A 21,566-nucleotide genomic window follows, 5' to 3' on the forward strand; every position below is an offset into this window, starting at 1 on the left:
ACCATCGCAGTTACGGGGCACCCCTGCGAAGATTGTTAAATCGACTGGTTCCAAAAACCAGCCCCGATCGCTTCCAGCCCTAGGGAGTAGTCATGGCTACTAATGAGACACGCCTTCGCCAGGAATTGCGCAACTGTGCTGTGGAGCTGCGGCAGCTGGCGTACACCCTGCCAAACGGGGTGGGCGAACATGGTCTCTTGCAGTTGTCCGCCCGGATGCACGCCGCCGCCGACGAAGTCATTCGCAAAGGCGCTTGACGCAGCGGGGGCTTGAGAAAGCCCAGCCCCCCGTCTTCGCGCTTGCTCAGCCGCCGCCCTTGAGGCGAATTTTCCAGCGCACGAAGCCCAGGTAGAAAACGCTGATTGCGATCAGCATGCCCATGTCGAACCACCAGGTGCCGGCATTGTGATGCCAGTGCGCGTCCTTCGGGACCTGCGGGCCTGGTTCCAACTTGATCAGGTCGATGGTGGACGCCGATGCCGCGAAACCCCATCGCGCCGGTGTAACCCAAGACATTTGGTCGAGACCCAAGCGGCCGGTGACAGGAATCATGCCGCCGGAGAACACCAGCTGCGACATCACCGCCACGACCAGCAGGGGCATGATCTGGTCGTTGGACTTCGCGATGGCCGAGAGGGCCAGGCCGAGCATCGCCGAGGCGACGGTGGTCGCGGCGACGTCGACGAAGAGCTCCAGCGGAGGCTTTCCCAGCGCCGCGGCGCCCTGCGTCGGTCCGCCCTTGCCCAGCAGCGTGATCACGGTGACGATGGCCGACTGCACGACGGCGAACACCGTGTAGACGCACACCTTTGCCAACAAGTAGGCGGACGTGGACAACCCGACCGCTTGTTCGCGTATGAAGATCGCGCGTTCACCGATGAGGTCGCGGATTGTCAACGCGGTCCCCATGAAGACCGCGCCGACATTGAGCAACACCAGGATCTGCCCCGGCTCGGTGGGCGCATTGCCGACGGGATTCGGGATGCCGAAGCCGACATCGCCGGGGACAGACATCGACAGCGAACCCATGATGAAGGGCAGCAGCGCCAGGAAGACGAAATAGCCGCGGTCGGAGACGATCAACCGGATCTGCCGTCGGGCGATGGTGGAGAACTGACGCAACAGGCTGGTGTGCGACGGGTCGCCCAGCTCGGCGGGAGCCTCCGCCGGCGGCGGGGGCGGCGGCGGACCCGTGTGCGCCAGGTAGCGAGCCTTGGCCGAATCCGGGTCGCCGGCGACCGAACTGAAGATGTCGGCCCAGTTCGTCGTCCCCATGGCCGCGCCAATCAGGTTGGGCGGCCCACAGAACGCGGTCTTGCCCCCCGGCGCCAGCAGCAGCACCTGATCGCAGACATCCAGATAAGTCAGCGAGTGGGTGACCACCAGCACCACGCGGCCGGCATCGGCCAGCTGCCGCAGCATCGTCATCACCTGCCGGTCCAACGCGGGATCCAGCCCCGACGTGGGCTCGTCGAGAATCAGCAGCGACGGCCCGGTCAGCAGCTCCAGCGCCACCGACGCACGCTTGCGCTGACCGCCCGACAGCTTGTCGACCCGGGTCTGCAAGTGCTGGGTCATCTCGAGTTCCTCGAGCACCCTGGCAACAACCTGGGCACGGTCATCCTTGGTGGTGTCCGGCGGCAGCCGCAGCTCGGCGGCGTAGCCCAGCGCCTGGCTCACCGTCAGCTGACCATGCACCACGTCGTCCTGCGGCACCATCCCGATCCTGCTGCGCAGCGACGCGTACTCGGCATGAACGTTGTGGCCCTCGAACGCCACCGTGCCGGTGGTCGGACTGGTGTACCCCGCCACCAACCTGGCGAAGGTCGATTTGCCCGCTCCCGACGGGCCGATCACCGCTGTCAGCGTGCCGGGCTGCGCGCACAGCGAGATGTCGTCCAGCAGCGTCTTGTTGTTCTCGATCGTCCAGGTGACCCCGCGGACGTCGAGGCCGCCGCTGCGGGTGGCGGTCGCCGTCTCGTCGCGGCGAGCCAGGTTGCCGCCGGCGAAGATGAGGTCGATGTTGCCGATGGTGACGACGTCACCGTCTCGGAGCACGGCAACGTCGACACGGGAGCCGTTGACGAAGGTTCCGTTGATGCTGCGGTTGTCATGAATCTCGGTGCCGTTGGGCGTCGGCAGCAAGGTGGCGTGGTGGCGCGATGCCAGCACCTCGGGAATGACGATGTCGTTGTCGTTCGCCCGCCCGATCTTGATCGCGCCCGGCATCGACCCCACGGTCGTCTTGCTCGGGCGCAGGATCTTCATCATCGACGTCGCGATGTTGGCCGCATCCCCGCTGCTCACGCGGGCAGTTTCGGGATCTCCCGACGCGGGGGGCGCCGCTTGTGCGGGTTGCGCCCGGTAAATGTGCGGCGACGATTGCTGTCCGGTGGGCGGTGCGGACGGCAGGCCGCCGGTCGGCGGGCGCTGCAGGGGACCCGACGGGGGGTTGGACACCGGCCCGGGCGGAGTGCTCGGCAGTTGTCCTGACGGGGCGCTCGGCAGTTGACCCGACGGGTAACTCGGTAGGGGGCCCGACGGTTGAGCGGGCAGTGCGGTCGTGGGTGGATACGCCGGCTGTGGCCGGATCGGACCCGACGGCGCCTGTTGCGGCGGGCCGGCCCGAAGGCCGCCGGTTTGCGGGGGACTTTGCTGGGGACTTTGCGGAGGGCCCGGTGCCGGGGGCCGCGGTCCGTTCGGCCCGCCCATCGGGGTGGAGATCGGGATCGACGTCGTCAAGGGGGGGCGCCCGGCTGAACCCAGGTGGCGACCGACCTCGAAGCTGACCGTCGGACCGTCCGGATTCCCGATATTGATGCGTAGACCGTCCTGGATGTCGACGGCCGGCACGCGGCGATTGTGGACGTAGAGCCCGTTGAGGCTGCCGTTGTCGATGGCGACCCATCGGCCCTGGTCGAATCGGACCAGCAGGTGGGTGCGAGAGATCAATGGATGCGCGACACGCACGTCGGCCCGTAGATCGCGCCCGATGACGACATCGTTGCCTGCGGCGAAGGTGCGCTCGGCTCCCTCATAGCGCACAGTCAGCACGGGTGGGGCTGGTGGGCTCACTCGCCCAACTGTACGGCCATCGGCCCGCTACGGGGACTGCTCGACACGACGGATTGCCGCGGGCGGGCCAAAAGCGCACGCCGGTTTTTGGGAGCGGTGCCGCGGGTAACCGGCCGTCCATGCACGACACCGAGGGATTCCCCGACGATGTGCCCGTGGCCGACGCGGTCGAGCAAAATCAGTCGACCGGCGATGCATTGTCCGGCGACGATGCCCCTGTGCGCCTCGACGAGAGCGACGTGCCGCTGGAGACGACATTCTCGGACTGGCAGGACCAGCGCGAGGCGGTGCCGATCGACGAGGCGGAGTTCGACGGGCGGTAGTGCGAGAGGTAATTCCCGAAACGGCATGCAGTGCATAGGCTTTCGCTGCTCAGCCGGACCGCCGCCTAGGTGAGGGCAGCTCAGCGCGGCAGATGCCCGAAGATGTTGAGCATGGAGCACTTAATTCACGACGGCGCGCTGTTGGCCGATCGGGTTGCGGTGGTGACCGGGGGCGGCGGCGGGATCGGAGCCGCGACCGCGCATCTGTTCGCGCGACACGGAGCCCAGGTGGTCATCGCTGATGTCGATGCCGGGCTTGCGCAACGGACCGCCGACGAGATCACCACGTCGGGTGGGTCCGCGGTGCCGTACATCGCTGACGTCCGCGACGCCGATCAGGTCGACGAATTCGCCCGATGGGTGCTGGATCGGTTCGGCCGGGTGGACGTGCTGGTGAACAACGTCGGCCACTGGCTGCATCACCCGGGCAGTTTCGTCGACACCGACCCGCAGCAATGGGACGAGCTCTACCGCATCAACCTGCACCATGTGTTCCTGGTGACTCGGGCTTTCCTGCCGGCGATGATCGGACGGCACCGTGGCGCGATCGTCAACGTCTCGTCCGTCGAAGGGCTTCGGGGTTATCCGGAGGATCCGGTGTACGCGGCGTTCAAAGCGGCGGTCATTCAATTCACCCGCAGCCTCGCGGTCCAGGTGGGTGGCGACGGCGTGCGGGTCAACGCAATTGGTCCCGATGTCACCGAAACGCTTCAGGTGCCCTATTCGCAGTGGCTCTCCCCCGACGAGCAGGCCCAGTGGCCGCAGTGGGTTCCGGTGGGACGCATGGGAGTACCCGAGGATCAGGCGAGCGTGATTTTATTTCTGGCCTCGGACCTTTCGGCGTTCGTCACCGGCCACACCATCCCGACCGACGGCGGCACGGGTGCGGCGGGCGGCTGGTTCCGCTCATCACGCCGAGCCGGCAGAGAGTGGACGAACCGCCCCATCGCTCCCTGACCGGAGCACCAAAGTTATTGTGCGTCAACGGGTTGGCCGGCCAGGTATCGAGATCGATCGTCGATGATCATTACCGGAATTCCGTTGAGGGCACCGTTGCCGGAGGGCTCGTCGATAAATGTCGGCGGGGAAAGCACATTGGTATTCACGCCTGGAGAGCCATTGGCGACCGACATGCGGGTCCCCGGTTTTCCATGTCCCCAGCCGTGTGGCATCGACACGACTCCCGGTTTGATTGCATCGGTGGTCTCAACGGGGACCTTGATCTCCCCCGCCTCCGATTTCACTGTGACCGTATCGCCGTCGCCAATGCCGCAGCGCGCCGCATCGTCGGGGTGGATCAGCAGCGTGCAGCGATCCCTGCCCTTCATCAGGGCGGGCACGTTGTGCAGCCAGGTGTTGTTCGAGCGCAAGTGCCGGCGGCTCACCAGAACCAATGGTTCAACGGGCCGGTGCAGGCGTGCCGCCAGCCGCGGCAGATCATCAAGCAGGTATTGCGGGGCCAGGCGGATCTTCTTGTCCGGGGTGCCCAGGATGTCGGGCACCTGCGGCGTCATCGGCCCGAAGTCGATGCCATTCGGATTCGCCTTGAGCATGTCCAGCGTGAGGCCGCCGGGATGCTCGCCGTACTGGTCCCCGAAGGGGCCGGTTCGTAACGTCAGGTCGAGCATCCGCTCCGGGCCGCCTTTTAAACCGGCATCGTCGTAGAGCTTACGGATCTCGGCGCCGTCGAGTCCGCGAGTGAACGCCAGGTAGTCGAAAAAGCCATCGTCGATCGCGGCGACATCGACGTCTTCGGCAGGGGTGCCGGTACACAAGCCGGTCAGCCGGATCAGGATCTCCCACTCGTGCGGGCGGTCACCCGGGTCGAAGATCGGCGCTGAATAATTCGCAATGCTGCGGATGGCAAATAACAGGATCAGGTCGTCGTGATGGGCCTGTTCCAGCGGCGAGAGGCCGGGGAGGATGACGTCGGCATGTCGCGTCGTCTCATTGAGCCAGAGGTCAACGGAGATCATCGCTTCCAGCATCGGCAGCACTTCGTCGAGCTTGTCGCCGCCGGGCGTGGACAACACCGGATTGCCCGCGATCGTGATCAGCGCCTTGAGTTGCCCGTCGCCCGGTGTGGCGATTTCTTCGGTCATGCACGACACCGGGGCCTGGCCGAGGACCTCCTTCGCGCCACGAACCCGCGTGTGCCAGCGGCCGAATTCCGGGAGCCCGCCCTCGAGTCCGGGCAGCGGCTGCGCAGTGATCGACCAGGCCGCGGGCTTGGGGAACATTGCCCCACCGGGGACGTCGAAATGGCCAGTCAGAATATTGATCACATCCACCAGCCAACTGGCCAGACTGCCAAACTCCTGGTTGCACAAGCCAATTCGGCCGTATACCACCGATTTTTCGGCGCCGGCGAGTTCGCGCGCCAAGCGCCGGATGCGGTCTTCGTCGATGCCGGTGACGGCGCTCACCCGGCTCGGCGGCCAGTCCGCGGCGACCCCGCGCATCGTGTCGACACCATCCACATGCGGCCCGGGATTGACCAGGTCCTCCTCGAAGAGCGTGTGAGCGACCGCCAGCAGCAGTGCCGCGTCGGTGCCCGGCACGATGGGGAGCCACTCGTCGGCCCGGGCCGCGGTCTGCGTGCGCACCGGATCAATAACGATCACCCGGCCGCGTTCGCGAATTCCCTCGATCAGCCCCATCACGTCCGGGGCGGCCAGCAGCGAACCCTGTGACGCGGCGGGGTTGGCACCCATGATGACCAGCAAATCGGTCCGCTCGATGTCGGGCACGGGGAAGTTCCACCAGAGGCCATACATCAGGTGCGACGACAGGTTCTTCGGCCATTGGTCTACGGTGCCCGGGGAATACGTGACCGGCATCCCGGACATGCCCATCAACACGCCGGCATACCGAGCCAGTGAAAACGAGTGCGCCAGCGGGTTGCCGGTGTAGGCGGTCACCGCACCGATCCCGTACTTCTCGATCACCGGAGTCAGCAGCTCGGTGCACCGGCGAAATGCCTTGTCCCAGCTGACCTCTTGCCAGTGGCCGTCGACCTTGATCAGCGGGCTGCGGATTCGGTCGGGATCGTGGTGCACGGCGCCCAACGACACACCCTTAGGGCACAGATGCCCTCGACTCCACACGTCGTCGCGGTTACCGCGGATGCTGGTGACCCTGCCGGCTTCGACCTGAATCTCCAAACCGCACATGGCTTCACACAAGGGGCACGTGCGTACGTGCCTGCCGTCATCGCCAGTCGCCACCTGCCCACTGTATTCCGCTACTGCCCGTCGCGGAAGCCGGTGACTGACTCAGTCTCGCCAGGACGATCGCGTGTCAGGTTGCCCAGGGCCCGATGCCGCCGACCTTGTCGATGCGGATGCGGGTGAGAACCCCCGGCGGTGCGTCGTCCGGCGGGAATTTCAGGTTCGGGTCGCCCAGAATCGGGTTGAGCTCCTTGAGAAGTTCAGGGGCGCCGCCCTCGACGATTCGCGCGGTTCCGTTGACGGACAGGTAAGGCCGCATGGCTTGGCCCCTATCGAGCGACACGATGGTGACCGCCACACGGGGATCGCGACGGACGTTGCGCACCTTTTTGTGCTCGGCGAGGTGTGCGGTGACGAGTTCGTCTCCGTCGGGCGTCGACTGCAGCGCTACCCAGACCAGACTCACCTGGGGGCTGCCGTCGGGATTCAGGGTGACCAGGGTGGCGTCGGCACCCTGGCCAATCAGGTTGCGCGCTGCGTCGTTGAGCTTCATGCGTTGTTCGACCTTCCGGCGTGACAATTCATTCCCGCAAGCGGCTCCGAGGCCGGTAGCTCGGAAATACATGTGAATATGACAAGTTAGCTAGGCACGGACAAGGTGTCGGTCCTAGCGTTCGTATCCAAAACCGTAGATCTTCAGAAAGTATTTTTCGTTGACCGACCACCAGCAGCCGACGAATATCGAATTCCTGCGCGCCGAACTACTCGACCGGGTAGAGGCCGCGCCATTCGAAGACTGGTCACCTGCCCTGCTGCGGGCGCTGACCGCCGTCTTCGACCTCAACGGAGTGACGCCGGTTTCCCGGCACGGATTCCGGCCCTACCTCGTCCGGTAAGTATCCCTTTTCGGCTACCGGTCCGTGATTCCTCGCCATTCGCGGCGAGGTGACTAGGGTGCTAGGCGATACGCCGGCCGTCGGAGATGAGGAGTCGCGCCGATGGAGATATGGGAATTGGTCGCCCGTGAGCAAATTCGGGACACCGTCGCGCGGTACAACTGGTCCGGCGATGCCGGGAAAATCGACGGGCTCGCCGAAACATTCTGCCCAGACGGTGTTCTCGAGATACGCGGTGCGGTTCCGCTGCACGGTCGATCCGAGATCGTCGCGTTCCTCGGCGGTGTCACCGACAAGATCGCCGTCGACGTCAACGCCACCGCCACCGCCAATGCCCGGATCCGGCCGATCGTCCGCCACAACGTTGCCAACCTGCTGTTCAACTCCGTCTCCCCCGACCGGGCGCAGGTGTCGTGTTATTTCACCGTGTTCACCCACATCGGGCTCGACCATTTCGGACGCTATCGCGACATTCTGGTGCCCGACGGGGACACCTGGCTTATCAAGTATCGGAAGGTATCGACCGACTGGGCGTCCCCGGAGTCGACTATGGCGCGACAGGCACCACGTAGCTGAGCCCTTGCCGGAAGGCCATTTTCGTTCGTGGCGTTGAACACCGCGTCCCGACTGCCGGCCGGCCGGCGCCGGGCCCGCAACACCGTCGTCGGTAGCCGGGATCCCGATCAGCGGAACACCGTTCCCCGTGGCCTGACCAACATGGCAGGGTGAGGTCCGTGGCCAACACCTCTGACGCGACCGTCGTCGAGCAAGACCTGCGTGAAATCGATACCCCGAAGGGCGCTTTGCGCTACTACGACTGCGGTACGCAGTCCAGCCCGGTGCTGCTGTTCCTACACGGCTCCGGCCCCGGCGTCACCGGATGGCGCAACTTCCGCGGGATCCTGCCCACGTTCGCCGAGCACTTCCGCTGCCTGATCCTGGAATTCCCCGGCTTCGGTGTCACCGACGACTTCGGCGGCCACCCGATGGTCACCGCATTCGGCGCTGTGCCGCCTTTCCTGGACGCACTCGACGTCGACAAGGCACACATCGTGGGCAACTCGATGGGTGGTGGCGTCGGGATCAATTTCGCCATCCAGAATCCGGACCGCATCGACCACCTGGTGACCATCGGGGGCATCGGCACCAACATCTTCAGCGCCAGCCCGAGTGAGGGCATCCGGCTGCTGCAGGAATTCGTCGAGGACCCGACTCGGCAACGGCTCGTCGACTGGCTCAAATCGATGGTCTACGACCAGTCGCTGGTCACCGACGAACTCATCGAGGAACGCTGGCAGCTGGCAACCGATCCGGTGACCCTGGCCGCGGCGCGGCGCATGTACGGCAAGGAAGCGTTCGCCGGCATGAACGCCATGATGAGCGCATCCGATCGCCCGTTGCCGTGGGCCGTCATGCACAAGGTCAAGGCACCCACCCTGCTGACGTGGGGCCGGGACGACCGGGTCAGCCCGCCTGACATGGCCCTCATCCCGATGCGGACGATCCCCAACGCCGAACTCCACATATTCCCCAACTCCGGACACTGGGCGATGATCGAGGCCAAAGCGGCCTTCGAGAGCACGGTGCTCGGCTTCCTCTCCCGCAACTAGTCCATCACTAGCCCACTCAGGTAAGGACAACGACATGAGCGACCGGGTACTCGACCGAACAGTCGCGCTGGCCGATCAACTGCGCGATCAGGCCGCCGAAGCCGAGCGCATCGGCCGGCTCACCGACGACACGGTCAAGCTCATGAAGCACGCCGGCCACATTCGGCTGCTGCAGACCAAGCAGTACCAGGGCTTCGAGGCCCATCCGCGGGAGTTCGCCGAGACGGTGATGGCCACCGCCGCACTGGATCCGGCCGCCGGCTGGATCGTCGGTGTGGTGGGCGTGCACCCCTACCAGCTGGCCTACGCGGATCCCAAAGTGTCCGCGGAGATCTGGGCCGACGACGTCGACACCTGGATGGCCTCCCCCTACGCGCCGCAAGGGGTGGCCAAGCCCGTCGACGGCGGCTACATCTTCAACGGCCGCTGGCAGTTCAGCTCGGGCACCGATCACTGCGACTGGATCATCCTGGGCGCGATGCTCGCCGACCAAAAGGGCATCCCGATAATGCCGCCCCGCATGCTGCACATGATCCTGCCGCGCAAGGACTACGAGATCGTCGAAGACTCGTGGAATGTGGTGGGGTTGCGCGGAACTGGCTCCAAGGACGTCATCGTCAAGGACGCGTTCGTCCCGACCTACCGGACCATGGATGCGACGAAGGTGATGGACGGGACCGCCCAGCGCGAAGCCGGCATGACCGAGCCGCTGTATCTGATGCCGTGGTCGTCGATGTTCCCGCTGGGTATCTCCGCGGCCACGATCGGCATCGCCGAGGGCGCGCTCGCCGCCCACCTGGACTATCAGCGGGAGCGTGTCGGCGCCACCGGGACCGCGATCAAGGATGACCCTTACGTCATGTACGCGGTCGGCGAGGCCGCGGCCGACATCAACGCCGCCCGCCAGGAGCTGCTGGCCAACGCAGACCGGATCTACGACATGGTCGCCGCAGGCAAGGAGATGTCGTTCGCCGATCGCGCGGCCGGTCGCCGCACCCAGGTTCGCGCGGTGTGGCGCGCGGTGTCGGCGGTCGACGACATCTTCGCCCGCTCGGGCGGCAACGCTTCGCGGATGGACAAGCCGCTGCAGCGGTATTGGCGCGACGTGCATGTCGGCCAGATGCATGCGATCCATGTGCCCGGCTCGACGTATCACGCGTCGGCGCTGAGTTCGCTGGGCGTCGAGCCGCCCGAAGGCCCGTTGCGGGCCCTGATCTGAGCAGGACGGCCTGAACCGTGAGCGACCTGAAAAGCCTTGGCTACATTACTATTTCGACCAGCGATATTGACCGTTGGCGGCAGTTCGCCTTCGGCGTTCTCGGTTTCGCCGAAGGCAAGGGCCCCGACGAGTCCGCACTGTATCTGCGGATGGACGAGCGCGCGGCCCGGCTCATCGTCGTCCCCGGCGAGAGCGACCGGGTGCTCACCGTCGGTTGGGAAGTGCGCGACCGCCGGGCCCTGCAACGGGTCAAGGCCACCCTGGACGGCGCCGGAGTGCCGTTCAAGCAACTGTCCGCCGAGGACGCCGAGGCCCGACGGGTGGAAGAGGTGATCACCTTCGAGGACCCGGCCGGCACCACCCTCGAGGTGTTTCACGGTCCGGTGCTCGACCACAGCCCGGTCGTCACCCCGTTCGGTGCGAAATTCGTCACCGGCGATCAGGGGCTGGGCCACGTCGTCGTGCCGGCGACGGATCCCAACGGACAGTTCGACTTCTACACCGAGGTCCTGGGTTTCAGGTCCCGCGGCGCGTTCCGGGTGCCACTGCCGAAAGAATTCGGCCCCGTGCGGGTTCGCTTCCTTGGCATCAACGAGCGCCACCACAGCCTGGCGATTGTTCCCGCCGCGCACCAGCGTGACCCCCGCCTGGTGCACATCATGGTCGAGGTCGACGATCTCGACGCCGTGGGTCAGGCGCTGGACCGCGTGAACGCCGAGGGCTTCCAACTGTCCTCCACGCTGGGGCGCCACACCAACGACAAGATGATCTCCTTCTATGTCCGGGCGCCCGGCGATTGGGACATCGAATTCGGCACCGACGGCATGCGGGTAGACGAAACCTATTACACCGCAGAGGAAATCACCGCCGACAGCTACTGGGGCCACCAGTGGATCGGTGAAATGCCTGCCGCCATGCGACTATGACGCCCCAAATGCCTGACTCGGCCGTACGACTATGACGCCCCAAATGCCGGACTCGGTCGTATGACTATGACGCGCCAAATGCCCGAAGCCGACGTCACGCCGGTCCAGGCATCCTCGATTACGCGGTGGGACCACGAGGCCGACGTCGTCATCGCCGGCTACGGAGTGGCCGGCGCCGCTGCCGCGGTCGAAGCGGCCCGCTCCGGCGCCGACGTCCTGGTGGTCGAGCGCACGGGATCATGGGGCGGCGCCGCGGCGATGGCCGGCGGGTTCATCTATCTGGGTGGCGGTACTGGGCTGCAAAAGGCTTGCGGCTTCGACGATTCCGTCGACAACATGGCAGCCTTTCTCAATGTCGCGATGGGCCCTGGGGCCGATGCGGCCCGGATCGCCGATTACTGCGCCGGCAGCGTCGCCCACTTCGACTGGCTGGTCAGCTGCGGCGTGCCGTTCAAGGCGGAGTTCTTCTCCGAGCCCGGTTGGGAACCGATGGGCGACCAGGGCCTGATGTACAGCGGCGGCGAAAACGCATACCCGTTCAACACCATTGCCACTCCCGCCCCGCGCGGGCACGTGCCGCAGATGTCGAACAAGAAGCAGGGCGAGGCCAGCGCGGGCTACATGCTGATGAAGCCGCTCGTCGAGACGGCGACCGCGGCCGGAGCGCGGGCGCTCTACGACGTGCGGGTGCAGTCGCTGATCGTGGATCCCGACGGCCGGGTGGTCGGTATGCGGGCCCGCCAATACGGCACCGAGATGGCAATACGGGCGCGCCGCGGGATTGTGCTAGCGACCGGAAGCTTCGCCTACAACGACGCGATGGTGGCGCGCTACGCACCACGCATCGCCGGACGCCCGGCCGCGTCGATCGAGCAGCACGACGGGCAGGCGATCCGGATGGCGCAGGCGCTGGGCGCCGATCTGGCCCACATGGATGCCACCGAGGTCGCGATCTTCATCGATCCGCAACAGCTGATGCGCGGGATCCTGGTCAACGGACGCGGTCAGCGCTACGTCGCCGAGGACACCTACCCGGGCCGCATCGGCCAGCTCACGCTGTACCACCAAGACAACACCGCCTACCTGATCATCGACAACGATGCCCAGGAAGAGGCGATGGACTCCTGGTCGCCCAAATTCATGCTTCGGCAGCCGACCTGGGTGGCCGACAATGTGGCGGACCTGGAGCGCGACATCGGACTGGCGCCCGGTTCGCTGCAGGCCACCGTTGCCGCCTACAACGAGGGTGCCGCGCGCGGCGAAGATCCGTTGCTGCACAAGAAGACCGAGTGGCTCCGGCCGATCGGCTCCCCGATCGGTGCGATCGATCTGCGGGAGAACACCGGCGGCTTCACGTTGGGCGGCCTGCACACCACGCTGAACGCCGAGGTGCTGCACGTCAACGGTGAACCCATCCCCGGGCTCTTCGCCGCGGGCCGTTCGACGGCTGGCCTCGCCGCCTGGGGTTACGCGAGCGGGGTCTCGCTGGGCGACGGCAGTTTCTACGGCCGCCGCGCCGGCCGGGCCGCCGCCAGCGCGCGAGCCTAACTCCACTGCGAACGCCAGCCCGATGTTTCGCGGTGCGGTTAGATTCGCGGACTCCTCCATTCGCCAGCGCCGTGTGACAGCCGCCACAGCGGTGTGGTACAAACGGGATATTCCTAATAGGAATATGTCAGCCCGACATACCGCAGCGTTGGAGGACCCATGTCACAGGCCGTTGCACCCGCCGAGACCCCCACGGCGGTCATCGACCGCATCGCCCTGGTCCTTGATGCGTTCGACGGACCGGGGCGGCTCACCCTCGCCCAAATCGTGCGTCGCACCGGCCTGCCCCGCTCCTCGGCGCATCGGATGCTCGAGCGCCTGGTCCAGCTGCGCTGGCTGCGGCGCAGCGGTCGCGATTACGAGCTGGGGATGCGCCTGGTCGAGCTGGGTTCGCTGGCCGTCCAGCAGGACCGGCTGGTGCGGGCCGCCGCCCCGCTGCTCTGCGAATTGCACCGTGCCACCGGACTCGTCGTACACCTGGCCGCCCTCGATGGGCCCGACGTCGTCTACCTGGAGAAGATCGGCGACCCGACGTTTCCCACCCGGGTCGGCGCCCGCCAGCCCGCGCACTGCACCGCGGTCGGCAAGGCGATTCTGGCCTACGCCGAGCCGGATGCGGAGGTGGACTTGCAGGTGCGCAAGACCAGGTACTCCATCGCGAGCAGTTCGCAACTGGCCGTCGAGTTGGCCAAGGTGCGCGCCCACGGTGTCGCGTTCGAACGCGAGGAGTCGATGCTCGGATTCGGTTGTGTCGCAGCGCCTATCGGCAGCTCGGGTGAAGCAGTCGCCGCGGTGTCGGTGTGTGGCCCGCTGAACCGGATGATGTTCGATCAGCGACTGACCGCTCCGGTCCGGATGACCGCGATGGCGATCTGGCGCAACGTCGAGGACGGCCCCCAGCGGGTCGCCCCCACGTTGCAGCCGCTGCGGGCACTGCGGCCTTCGCGGCCTGAGCCGCGAGCCACTGTGCAGTACGCGTGAATCCATTCTCCGGGGGCGTTGCGGTCATCACCGGCGCCGGTTCGGGCATCGGTGCCGGATTGGCGCGCCAGGCAGGCCAATTGGGCATGACCGTGGTGCTGGCCGACATCGACGGCGATGCGATCGAGGTGCTGCGCGGCGAAATCACAGCATCCGGGGGCTCCGCGGTTGCGGTCGTGTGCGACGTGCGCAACCCGGTCGCGGTCTCCCAGCTCGCCGACCGCACCTATCGCGACGTTGGCCCGGTGCGGCTTTTGGTGAACAACGCGGGCATCGAACAGTTCGGATATCTGTGGGACACACCGGTGGCCAATTGGCATCGCGTCGTCGACATCAACATCAGCGGAGTGTTCTATGGCGTCCGGGCATTTCTGCCGCAGATGATGACCTCCGACGAGCACGCCTGGGTATGGAACCTGTCGTCGGTGGGCGGGGTGTTGGCGGCTCCATTGCAGGGGGCCTACATCGCCAGCAAGCACGCGGTGCTCGCGCTGACGGAATGCCTGCGGCTGGATGTCGAGTCGGCCGGACACGGCCACCACATTCACGTGCAGGCCGTACTCCCGGCGGCGGTGGTGTCCAACATCTTCGAGTCGGCGGGCGGCGTGGACCCGGCCGAGGGCAGCGATGCCGCGGTCGCCGACCAACAGCGCTCGGCGATGCTCGCCGTCAAGGCCGGGGCGCAGGATGCCATGACGGCCGCCGCGCGAATCTTCGAACAGGCCGCCGAGGGCCGGTTCTATCTGCTGACCGAGCCGTCGGTCGCCGTGGCGATGGCCGACCGGGCGAATGTGCTTGCCGCGCAACTGCCGCCGCTGCTGAAGCGGCGCTGAGTCACATCCGCCATGAGCGCCTGACTGGGACAGGGCACATCGTTAGGCACCTCCGGCCGGTCTCGTTGCACCAATACGTCAGTTTTCCCGCTGGACGTGCCGCAGAATGTCGTAGTCTGGCGGCCAGGCGCTGAGATGAGGAGGCGAAATTGGTAGAGCGTGAAGCCCGGAGGGGGATCTGATGGTCTCGTTGTTCATTGCAGTCGTCGGGCTTGTCCTCCTGCTCATTGCACCGATTCGCTACACCGGCCTGATCTTCGCCATCATCCTGGTCGCCACCCTCGCGATCACCGTGCTCGACATGAGCACCCACCAGCCCACCCACACCGACCTCATAGGCCTCGTACTGGCCGTCATGCTCGGCGGCATTGCTCTGTTTATGAGGAGCGAGGGAAGCATGCGGGACTGACGCCGCCCGAGTCGAGCGTCGCCTCGTCGACGACGGACAGGTCGCCGTGGCGCACCGCGTCGAAGATCGACCCGCTGAGCGCCGAGCACACCAGGAACACTGCCCTGCCGGCGTGCGCGGAGATCTTCTCTGCGTCCCGACGCTCGGCGCACCGGGCCGTCGCGTCGGCATTCCACTGGACGCTGGTCTGGTTCCAACTGCTCTTGCGGGCCAGCACCTGGGCACCGCAGGTGCGGCACGCGACGGGCATCATCGGCATCTCGTCGAGGCGATTGTCTTGCCTGAGCGGCACTTCCACCGACGTCACCCGGCGCCTGCCGCCTGAGCAGCCATGTTGGCCCTGACCTCTTGCATCCACGCCTCGTGGGGGCGGGTGGTGTCGAGCTCAAACTCGAAGCGGTCCACCATGTCTGGCTGCACATCCGCGACGTCGACGTAGAACTGCTGATACCAGCGACGCAGCTGGTAGACCGGGCCGTCCTCCTCGACTAGGAGCGGATTGTCGATGCGCGCCTTGTGCCGCCAGATCTGGACGTCCTGCTCGAAGCCGAGCTTGATGTAGTCGCCCAGCGTGATCGCCGTGCGCATCGCCTCGTCGCCCGGCAGCGCCTCGGACTTCTTGACGATGATGCCGTATTGCAGCACAAAGGAATTCGCGTCGATCGGGTAGTGACAATTGATGAGGACCGATTGGGCGTCGCCGTACTGGTAGTGGTAGGTCAGGTCGTCGATCATGAACGAGGGGCCATAGTAGGACGCAACGGAGGTATTGCCCAGCATCTGCGAGCCTTCGGTGCCGGCCATGTCGGGGCGGCCCTCGCCGTTCATGTACTGCGTCGCGACGGGACCCTCGAAGATGTTCTTGAAGTAGGTCGGAAGCGCGCCGTGGATGTAATAGAAGTGCGCCATATCGACGACGTTGTCGATGATCTCGCGGCAGTTGCTCTGCACGACCGTGGTGTACCAGTGCCAGTCGGTCCACTCGTCGCTGGTCGCGCCCTCGATACGAGGGATCGTCACGTCCGCCGCCGGCGGGTTGCCCTCGGGGTCGTTCCACACGAACAACATGCCGTCCTGTTGCAGCGTGGTCCAGGCCTTGGTGCGCGCCGTTTTCGGCGTGCGCCTGCTGTAGGGCACCTGCTTGCATCGCCCGTCGCCGCCCCAGCGCCAATCGTGGAAGGGGCAGGCGATCTCGTCGCCCTTGACCTCACCTTCCGAAAGGTCACCTCCCATGTGCCGGCAGTAGGCGTCGAGCACACTGAGGCTGCCCTCGCCGGGCGGTCCGCTGCTGAACACGACAAGCTTGTGGCCAAACGCGTTGATGGCGTGCGGCTTGCCGTCCGCGAAATCTCTGATCAGGCCTAAGCAGTGCCAGCCGCGGGCGAACCGCGTGGGGGCGGCCTGGGCTTCAATGAGCCGAACTTCGTCGACCTCGGACTGCGCTGTCATCATCATGATTTAACGCTTGTCGCCGGGATTGCGGGAGCGCCTGTTCCACTCATCAGGACGGCCGTTCCCGCACCGCACCGCAGCGGCATAGCGTTCTTCGCGTGACTGGACGCGGCGCGACCATCCCGGCCGGTCTGTCCGTCGCCGACACCTGCGTCGACCTGCTGGTGGTCGGCTCGGGTACCGGCATGGCCGCGGCGCTGGCCGCCCATGAACTCGGGCTGACGGTGCTGATCGTGGAGAAGTCGTCCCAGGTGGGCGGCTCGACCGCCCGCTCCGGCGGCGCGCTGTGGTTGCCCGGCAGCGTGCTGCGGGGCGCGAACGACACGGCCGAAAGCGCCACCACCTACCTGGACGCCGTGGTCGCCGGCTCGGCACCCGCACAGCGATCGGCCGCCTTCGTCGGCCAGGTGTCCGCGACGGTCGACATGCTGCTCCGGACGACTCCGCTCAGGTTGTTCTGGGCCCGCGACTATTCGGACTACCACCCCGAAGAACCCGGCGGCAGCGCAGCGGGCCGCACCTGCGAATGCCACCCGCTGGACACGTCGATCCTTGGCGCCTATCGCACTCGCCTGCGGCCCGGCGTGCTGGAACCCGCCGTCTCGATACCGACGACGGGTGCTGACTACCGGTGGATGAACCTGGTGGCCCGGGTGCCGCGCAAGGGCATACCGACATTTGCCAAGCGGATCACGCAGGGATTGGGCGGCCGATTGCTGGGCCGGCATTACGCGGCGGGCGGTCAGGGGCTGATGGCCGGGCTGTTCGCGGGTGCTCTGCGCGCCGGCATCCCGGTCTGGACCGACACCCGGCTGCTGCGCCTCGACCGCGATGGCGAGCGAGTGACCGGGGCCACGGTCGACCATGACGGGCGCGAGGTGTCGATCACGGCTCGGCGCGGGGTGGTGCTGGCCACCGGCGGTTTCGACCACAGCATGGACCTGCGGTGGAAATATCAGTCCGAGTCGCTGGGCGCCAACCTGAGCCTTGGCGCCGACTCCAATACCGGCGACGGGCTCCGTGCGGGCCAGGAAGTCGGGGCCGGCATCGATTTGATGGACCAGGCGTGGTGGTTTCCCGCCATCGCGCCCCTGCCCGGCAAGGCGCCCGCGGTGATGCTGGCCGAACGGTCACTACCGGGCTGCCTGATCGTGAACCAGCACGGCCGCCGATTCGCCAACGAGTCGACGGACTACATGTCCTTCGGTCAGCGGCTACTCGAGCTGGAGCGCGCGGGCACCCGGGTCGATGCCATGTGGATCGTCTTCGATCAGCAATACCGCAACAGTTACGTCTTTGGCGCCGAACTCTTTCCGCGGATGCGCATCCCGAAGAGCTGGTACGACGCGGGCATCGCGGTGCGGGCCGACCGACTCGACGAGCTCGGGGCGCAGATGGGTGTGCCGGTCTCGGAGTTCTTCGCGACGATGACGCGCTTCAACCAAATCGCCTCGGCCGGTGAGGATCCCGACTTCGGGCGGGGTCGCAGCGCCTACGACCGCTACTACGGTGACCCGACGATCACGCCGAACCCCAACCTGCGTCCGCTGGTCAAGGGACCCTTCTACGCCGTGAGAATGGTGCTGAGCGACCTGGGTACCTGCGGCGGGCTGACGACCGACGAACGCGCTCGCGTGCTGCGCGAAGACGGGGGGGTGATCGCCGGCCTGTACGCGATCGGCAACACCGCGGCGAACGCGTTCGGCACGACATATCCCGGCGCGGGCGCGACGATCGCGCAAGGTCTGGTGTACGGCTACATCGCGGCCCGCGACGCGGCGGGCTAGTGGCGATCGCGAGGTCGGCGGAGCCGGGCTAAGCGGCTCGCCACCGTCAAGTTAGTTGGCCTCGCGCTTGGCCTCGACCTGCTTCTCGATCTCGCGCCAATAGCCTGGCGTCGTGCGGGGTTTGCCGTAACCGCCCTTCGGTGCCTTCTGCAGAACAGCGTCGGCCTCGTCGATCTCCTTGATCATCTCCAGGGCGAACTCCCGCTCAGCGGCGTAATACTTTGCGGCCCAACGCAATGCGAGCACCGAGTATGCCCACGCGGGTTCGGCTTCGGCACCGTCGGCGTCCTCGATGGCCTTGCGGTGCTTGGCCTCCGAGGACGCCACATGCTCCTGCAGTAATTCCTTGAGCCGGTTCGGGTTGCTGAGGTGGCCGAACGTAACGCGCAGCAGCACACTGTGCTTGAGCACCGGCGCGTCCACGGGCGCGTGGTTGGTCCACTCGGTCACGGCATCCATGCCGGCCGGGGTGATCTTGTAGAGCCGGCGGCTGCGGGTGCCTTCGTCGCGCTCCACCCGCGAGCTCACCAGCCCCAGCACCTCAAGTTTTTTCAGCTCCGTATAGATCTGGCTGTACGAGGGGCTCCAGTAATAGAGGTCGACGCTCCAATCGATCCATTTCTTCAGGTCGTAACCCGACACTTCTTCCTCGTACGACATCATGCCCAGCAACGTCCAGCTCGTGGCGGCGAGCGTTGCCTTGGACAACTTGTCGCTGACAGGGTCCGTTTCGGAGTCCATTTCGCCAGGTTAACAACCCCGGCGAAGTCTTTGTGTCACACTGACCGCTGGCCGGGACGCAATCGTCGGCCGTCAGGTCACGGAGGGGGCGAGATGATCGCGCTACGGGTCGTGCCATCGGCTGTTGTCGCAGTGGGCGTGATTGCGGCGCCCTCGGCCCACGCGGACAACCAGTTCTGCTCCTCCGATCAGGTGTGTTCCTTCTACTCCCCCTCGCACGCGATCAGCTGCGAGATCGATTACCAACGCGGTGGCATCCCCGATTCAACGTATTGCCAGATCAATACCCCGCAGCTGGCGCAGTCCGCGCACATGGACGCCACGGGGACCTACACGATTTGCAACGGTCAAAGCTGTATGGGCAACCCCGGTTTGGGCCAGGCCACGCTGCCCTACGGCGAATCCGTCGGCTTAGGTCCGTTCGGCTGCCGGTCGGAGGTCAACGGGTTGACGTGTACCGTGTCGTCGGGCAGCGGCTTCGCGATCTCCAGCTCGGGAATCGTCAAGGTCCCGTAATCACGCGGTGGGGAAATTCACGTCCTTTGTGACGGACTTCCACTCTTCGATCGACGCCGACATCGCCGCGATCTTGTCGCGCATCGCCTTGAGTACGTCGCGGCCCAGCAGTAGCCGCAGCGGTGGCTCGTCGAGCGTCGTCACCATCAGCACCGCCTCGGCCACCTTTTTCGGGTCGCCCGGCAGGTGGTCGGCGAACTGCTTGATCAGATCCTTGCGCGCTGCCACGTCGGCGTAGTCGGCTATCGGGCTGCTCGATTCCTTCATCGATCGCGTGGCCCAGTCGGTACGGAAGGCGCCCGGCTCGATGGCAATCACCTTGATGCCCAAGGGGCGCACCTCGGTCGCGAGCGCTTCGGTCACCGCCTCCAGCGCGAACTTGGTCGACGAGTAGTAGGCGTTGGGCGGGTTGGCCACCAGGCCGGTCATCGAGGAGATGTTGATGATGTGGCCGGCGCCGCGGGCACGCATCGCGGGTAGCACCGCCTTGATCATGTCTACGGCGCCGAAGTAGTTGACGTCGAACAGCTTTCGAACCTCGGCATCCTCGCCCTCTTCCACGGAGGACAGGTAGCCGTGACCGGCGTTGTTGACCAGGACGTCGATCCCGCCGAACGACTCGTCGGCCGCCGACACCGCCGCCGCGATCTGAGCGGCGTCCGTCACGTCCAGTGCCACGGCGATGGCCCGGTCTCCGAATTCGTCCGCGAGATCGGCCACCGCGTCGACCCGGCGCGCGGTCACCACCACGCTGTGGCCGGCTTCCAAAGCGGCGCGGGCGATCTCGCGCCCAAAGCCGGTTGAGCATCCGGTGATGAGCCAGCGGGCCACGGCTAGATCGTCCCTTCCGGAAGGCGCCGCAAATATGCCTTGCGTCGACGGGCGAGTTCGGCCGACCGCTCCGCGACGCTGACCCGGCGCAGGCCCGGCACCTCGGCCTCGAGCCGGTCCAGTTGGACGACCCGGCCGCGGGCGCCGAGGTCTTCGCGGGGACCTGCCTCGCCAAACTCCGCCATACGCAACGTCAGAATGCCTTCGCGCAGGCCGTCGGAGTCGATCCAATTCGCCACACCGGGATCGTCCGGCGCGATCACGTAGGTGTACGTGCCGTCGTCGTTGGGCACCGACTGAGCCTTGTTGAGGCTACCGGTGCGGTCGCAGATATCCAGCGTGGTCCCCCAAATGTTGCTGAGCGGCACCGTAAAGTATTCCGCGCCACCATCATTGAGGTCGACCACGAAAGCCTCGCCCGGCGCGAGATCGAAGCGGCCCATCACATACACCTGATTGCGCATCGCGCCGACCTTGTCGGCCGACCACGCGAGGTTGAAGTGGTTGGCCGGCATCTTGTACACGCCGTGGCTGAGCTTGCCGGTGAAGTCGGCAAAGTAGGCCATCATCGCCGCCGTCGCCTCGGCCTGCTCGTCGAGCGTGCGTGCGGGCGTGGCCGGCGGGCCGCCGAGTCGCTGCACCTCAAGATGATTGGGGTCGTCACGGCCCCAGTCCAGCAGCACGTCGCGGATGTAGAACTCGTGCGCCTCGGGCGAGGTCTGCACGTGGTTCGGCCGTCCGTCGGCGGGCTTGGAGTCGACGGTGATGGTGAAGCTGCCGTCGGAATCGACCTGCATGGTGCGCCCGTTGAGCACGTCGACGGTGCCCATGTGGGCATCCCACAGCGTGAAGTAGTTCTCGGTCATCCGGTGCTCGCCGACCCGGCCGCGGATCTCGTAGCGTTCGTCGCCGGAGATCGGGATCACCCGGTAGACGCTGTCGGGATTGTCGATACCCCAACGTGATCCGGGGATTTGGCGGCCGTCGACCCGATGCCCGAGCCGGGTGATGCACGTGATCTTCGGCCGCAGCTTGTCCTGATTGGACGACCACACCGCCGCCGAGAACATCACCTCGGCGAAGGATTCGTCGAACCGCTCGCGCATCGCGTCCGACGCCTTGGCCCGCCCCAGCCAGGTCTCTCCCACGGTGCGGTACGCCGCCTTGATCGTGGGGTGTTCGATGAGTTCCAGGGCCGCGAGTTCCTGTTCGCGCTGGGATTCCGTCGAGACGGGGTCATCAAGCATCA

22 protein-coding genes are annotated in these 21,566 nt (G+C 66.2%); 14 read left to right on the top strand and 8 right to left on the bottom strand.

Annotated features, from left to right (window positions below; translation table 11 throughout):
- Nucleotides 1-92: 92 nt before the first annotated feature.
- Nucleotides 93-257, top strand: coding sequence for a hypothetical protein (locus tag MNAB215_RS29865; protein ID WP_165691610.1), 165 nt, complete (start codon nt 93-95; stop codon nt 255-257).
- A 46-nt stretch (nt 258-303) separates the two neighbouring features.
- On the opposite strand, the gene MNAB215_RS25035 is transcribed toward MNAB215_RS29865, so the two are convergent.
- Complete coding sequence (locus tag MNAB215_RS25035) at nt 304-3,075, bottom strand: FHA domain-containing protein (protein ID WP_165691611.1); 2,772 nt, start codon at nt 3,073-3,075, stop codon at nt 304-306.
- Nucleotides 3,076-3,194: 119 nt separating this feature from the next.
- On the opposite strand from MNAB215_RS25035, the gene MNAB215_RS25040 reads away from it, so the two are divergent.
- Together MNAB215_RS25040 and MNAB215_RS25045 are read left to right on the top strand one after the other, a co-directional pair.
- Nucleotides 3,195-3,398, top strand: a complete 204-nt coding sequence (locus MNAB215_RS25040; protein WP_077081181.1) for a hypothetical protein — start codon at nt 3,195-3,197, stop codon at nt 3,396-3,398.
- A gap of 111 nt (nt 3,399-3,509) precedes the next feature.
- Nucleotides 3,510-4,355: an SDR family NAD(P)-dependent oxidoreductase gene (locus tag MNAB215_RS25045; RefSeq protein WP_077081182.1), complete on the top strand. Its 846-nt coding sequence runs from the start codon at nt 3,510-3,512 to the stop codon at nt 4,353-4,355.
- 14 nt (nt 4,356-4,369) lie between these two features.
- Here the strand turns inward: MNAB215_RS25045 and MNAB215_RS25050 are convergent, their stop codons facing one another.
- Both MNAB215_RS25050 and MNAB215_RS25055 read right to left on the bottom strand, forming a co-directional pair.
- A complete protein-coding gene (locus MNAB215_RS25050) occupies nt 4,370-6,625 on the bottom strand; it encodes a molybdopterin-dependent oxidoreductase (protein WP_077081183.1) in 2,256 nt (751 codons plus the stop codon).
- Between the two features lie 73 nt (nt 6,626-6,698).
- Nucleotides 6,699-7,121, bottom strand: coding sequence for a PPOX class F420-dependent oxidoreductase (locus MNAB215_RS25055; RefSeq protein WP_077081184.1), 423 nt, complete (start codon nt 7,119-7,121; stop codon nt 6,699-6,701).
- 160 nt (nt 7,122-7,281) lie between these two features.
- Here MNAB215_RS25055 and MNAB215_RS25060 point away from each other — a divergent pair, with 160 nt between their 5' ends.
- From MNAB215_RS25060 to MNAB215_RS25100, 9 genes are all read left to right on the top strand, one after another.
- Complete coding sequence (locus tag MNAB215_RS25060) at nt 7,282-7,464, top strand: hypothetical protein (protein WP_077081185.1); 183 nt, start codon at nt 7,282-7,284, stop codon at nt 7,462-7,464.
- 102 nt (nt 7,465-7,566) lie between these two features.
- A complete protein-coding gene (locus MNAB215_RS25065) occupies nt 7,567-8,040 on the top strand; it encodes a nuclear transport factor 2 family protein (protein ID WP_077081186.1) in 474 nt (157 codons plus the stop codon).
- A gap of 149 nt (nt 8,041-8,189) precedes the next feature.
- Nucleotides 8,190-9,074 (top strand): alpha/beta fold hydrolase, encoded by an 885-nt coding sequence (locus MNAB215_RS25070; protein ID WP_425436505.1) that lies wholly within the window; start codon nt 8,190-8,192, stop codon nt 9,072-9,074.
- 34 nt (nt 9,075-9,108) lie between these two features.
- Nucleotides 9,109-10,293 (top strand): acyl-CoA dehydrogenase family protein, encoded by a 1,185-nt coding sequence (locus tag MNAB215_RS25075; protein ID WP_077081187.1) that lies wholly within the window; start codon nt 9,109-9,111, stop codon nt 10,291-10,293.
- A gap of 17 nt (nt 10,294-10,310) precedes the next feature.
- Nucleotides 10,311-11,219, top strand: a complete 909-nt coding sequence (gene bphC / locus MNAB215_RS25080; protein ID WP_077081188.1) for a biphenyl-2,3-diol 1,2-dioxygenase — start codon at nt 10,311-10,313, stop codon at nt 11,217-11,219.
- 78 nt (nt 11,220-11,297) lie between these two features.
- A complete protein-coding gene (locus MNAB215_RS25085; protein ID WP_077081189.1) occupies nt 11,298-12,767 on the top strand; it encodes an FAD-dependent oxidoreductase in 1,470 nt (489 codons plus the stop codon).
- A 159-nt stretch (nt 12,768-12,926) separates the two neighbouring features.
- A complete protein-coding gene (locus MNAB215_RS25090) occupies nt 12,927-13,748 on the top strand; it encodes an IclR family transcriptional regulator (RefSeq protein WP_077081190.1) in 822 nt (273 codons plus the stop codon).
- Complete coding sequence (locus MNAB215_RS25095; protein WP_077081191.1) at nt 13,745-14,581, top strand: SDR family NAD(P)-dependent oxidoreductase; 837 nt, start codon at nt 13,745-13,747, stop codon at nt 14,579-14,581. The genes MNAB215_RS25090 and MNAB215_RS25095 overlap by 4 nt, the downstream gene beginning before the upstream one ends.
- A 181-nt stretch (nt 14,582-14,762) precedes the next feature.
- Nucleotides 14,763-14,990, top strand: a complete 228-nt coding sequence (locus MNAB215_RS25100; RefSeq protein WP_077081192.1) for a hypothetical protein — start codon at nt 14,763-14,765, stop codon at nt 14,988-14,990.
- Here MNAB215_RS25100 and MNAB215_RS25105 read toward each other — a convergent pair.
- Nucleotides 14,959-15,249, bottom strand: coding sequence for a ferredoxin (locus tag MNAB215_RS25105; protein WP_077082317.1), 291 nt, complete (start codon nt 15,247-15,249; stop codon nt 14,959-14,961). The two genes, MNAB215_RS25100 and MNAB215_RS25105, sit on opposite strands and share 32 nt — an antisense overlap.
- Before the next feature lie 44 nt (nt 15,250-15,293).
- Complete coding sequence (locus MNAB215_RS25110) at nt 15,294-16,439, bottom strand: 3-ketosteroid-9-alpha-monooxygenase, oxygenase component (protein WP_077082316.1); 1,146 nt, start codon at nt 16,437-16,439, stop codon at nt 15,294-15,296.
- 101 nt (nt 16,440-16,540) lie between these two features.
- Here MNAB215_RS25110 and MNAB215_RS25115 point away from each other — a divergent pair, with 101 nt between their 5' ends.
- Entirely contained in the window at nt 16,541-18,229 is a 1,689-nt protein-coding gene (locus tag MNAB215_RS25115; RefSeq protein WP_077081193.1) for a 3-ketosteroid-delta-1-dehydrogenase, read from the top strand.
- Between the two features lie 51 nt (nt 18,230-18,280).
- On the opposite strand, the gene MNAB215_RS25120 is transcribed toward MNAB215_RS25115, so the two are convergent.
- Nucleotides 18,281-18,970 (bottom strand): PadR family transcriptional regulator, encoded by a 690-nt coding sequence (locus MNAB215_RS25120; RefSeq protein ID WP_077081194.1) that lies wholly within the window; start codon nt 18,968-18,970, stop codon nt 18,281-18,283.
- A gap of 93 nt (nt 18,971-19,063) precedes the next feature.
- On the opposite strand from MNAB215_RS25120, the gene MNAB215_RS25125 reads away from it, so the two are divergent.
- Nucleotides 19,064-19,486 (top strand): hypothetical protein, encoded by a 423-nt coding sequence (locus MNAB215_RS25125; protein WP_077081195.1) that lies wholly within the window; start codon nt 19,064-19,066, stop codon nt 19,484-19,486.
- On the opposite strand, the gene MNAB215_RS25130 is transcribed toward MNAB215_RS25125, so the two are convergent.
- Together MNAB215_RS25130 and MNAB215_RS25135 are read right to left on the bottom strand one after the other, a co-directional pair.
- Complete coding sequence (locus MNAB215_RS25130) at nt 19,487-20,317, bottom strand: oxidoreductase (RefSeq protein ID WP_077081196.1); 831 nt, start codon at nt 20,315-20,317, stop codon at nt 19,487-19,489.
- A gap of 2 nt (nt 20,318-20,319) precedes the next feature.
- Nucleotides 20,320-21,564 carry a hypothetical protein gene (locus MNAB215_RS25135; protein ID WP_077081197.1) on the bottom strand — a complete coding sequence of 415 codons (1,245 nt, stop codon included), beginning with the start codon at nt 21,562-21,564 and terminating at the stop codon, nt 20,320-20,322.
- Nucleotides 21,565-21,566 lie beyond the last annotated feature (2 nt).

Origin of the sequence: Mycobacterium numidiamassiliense (assembly GCF_900157365.1) — a bacterium.
Taxonomy (GTDB): domain Bacteria; phylum Actinomycetota; class Actinomycetes; order Mycobacteriales; family Mycobacteriaceae; genus Mycobacterium; species Mycobacterium numidiamassiliense.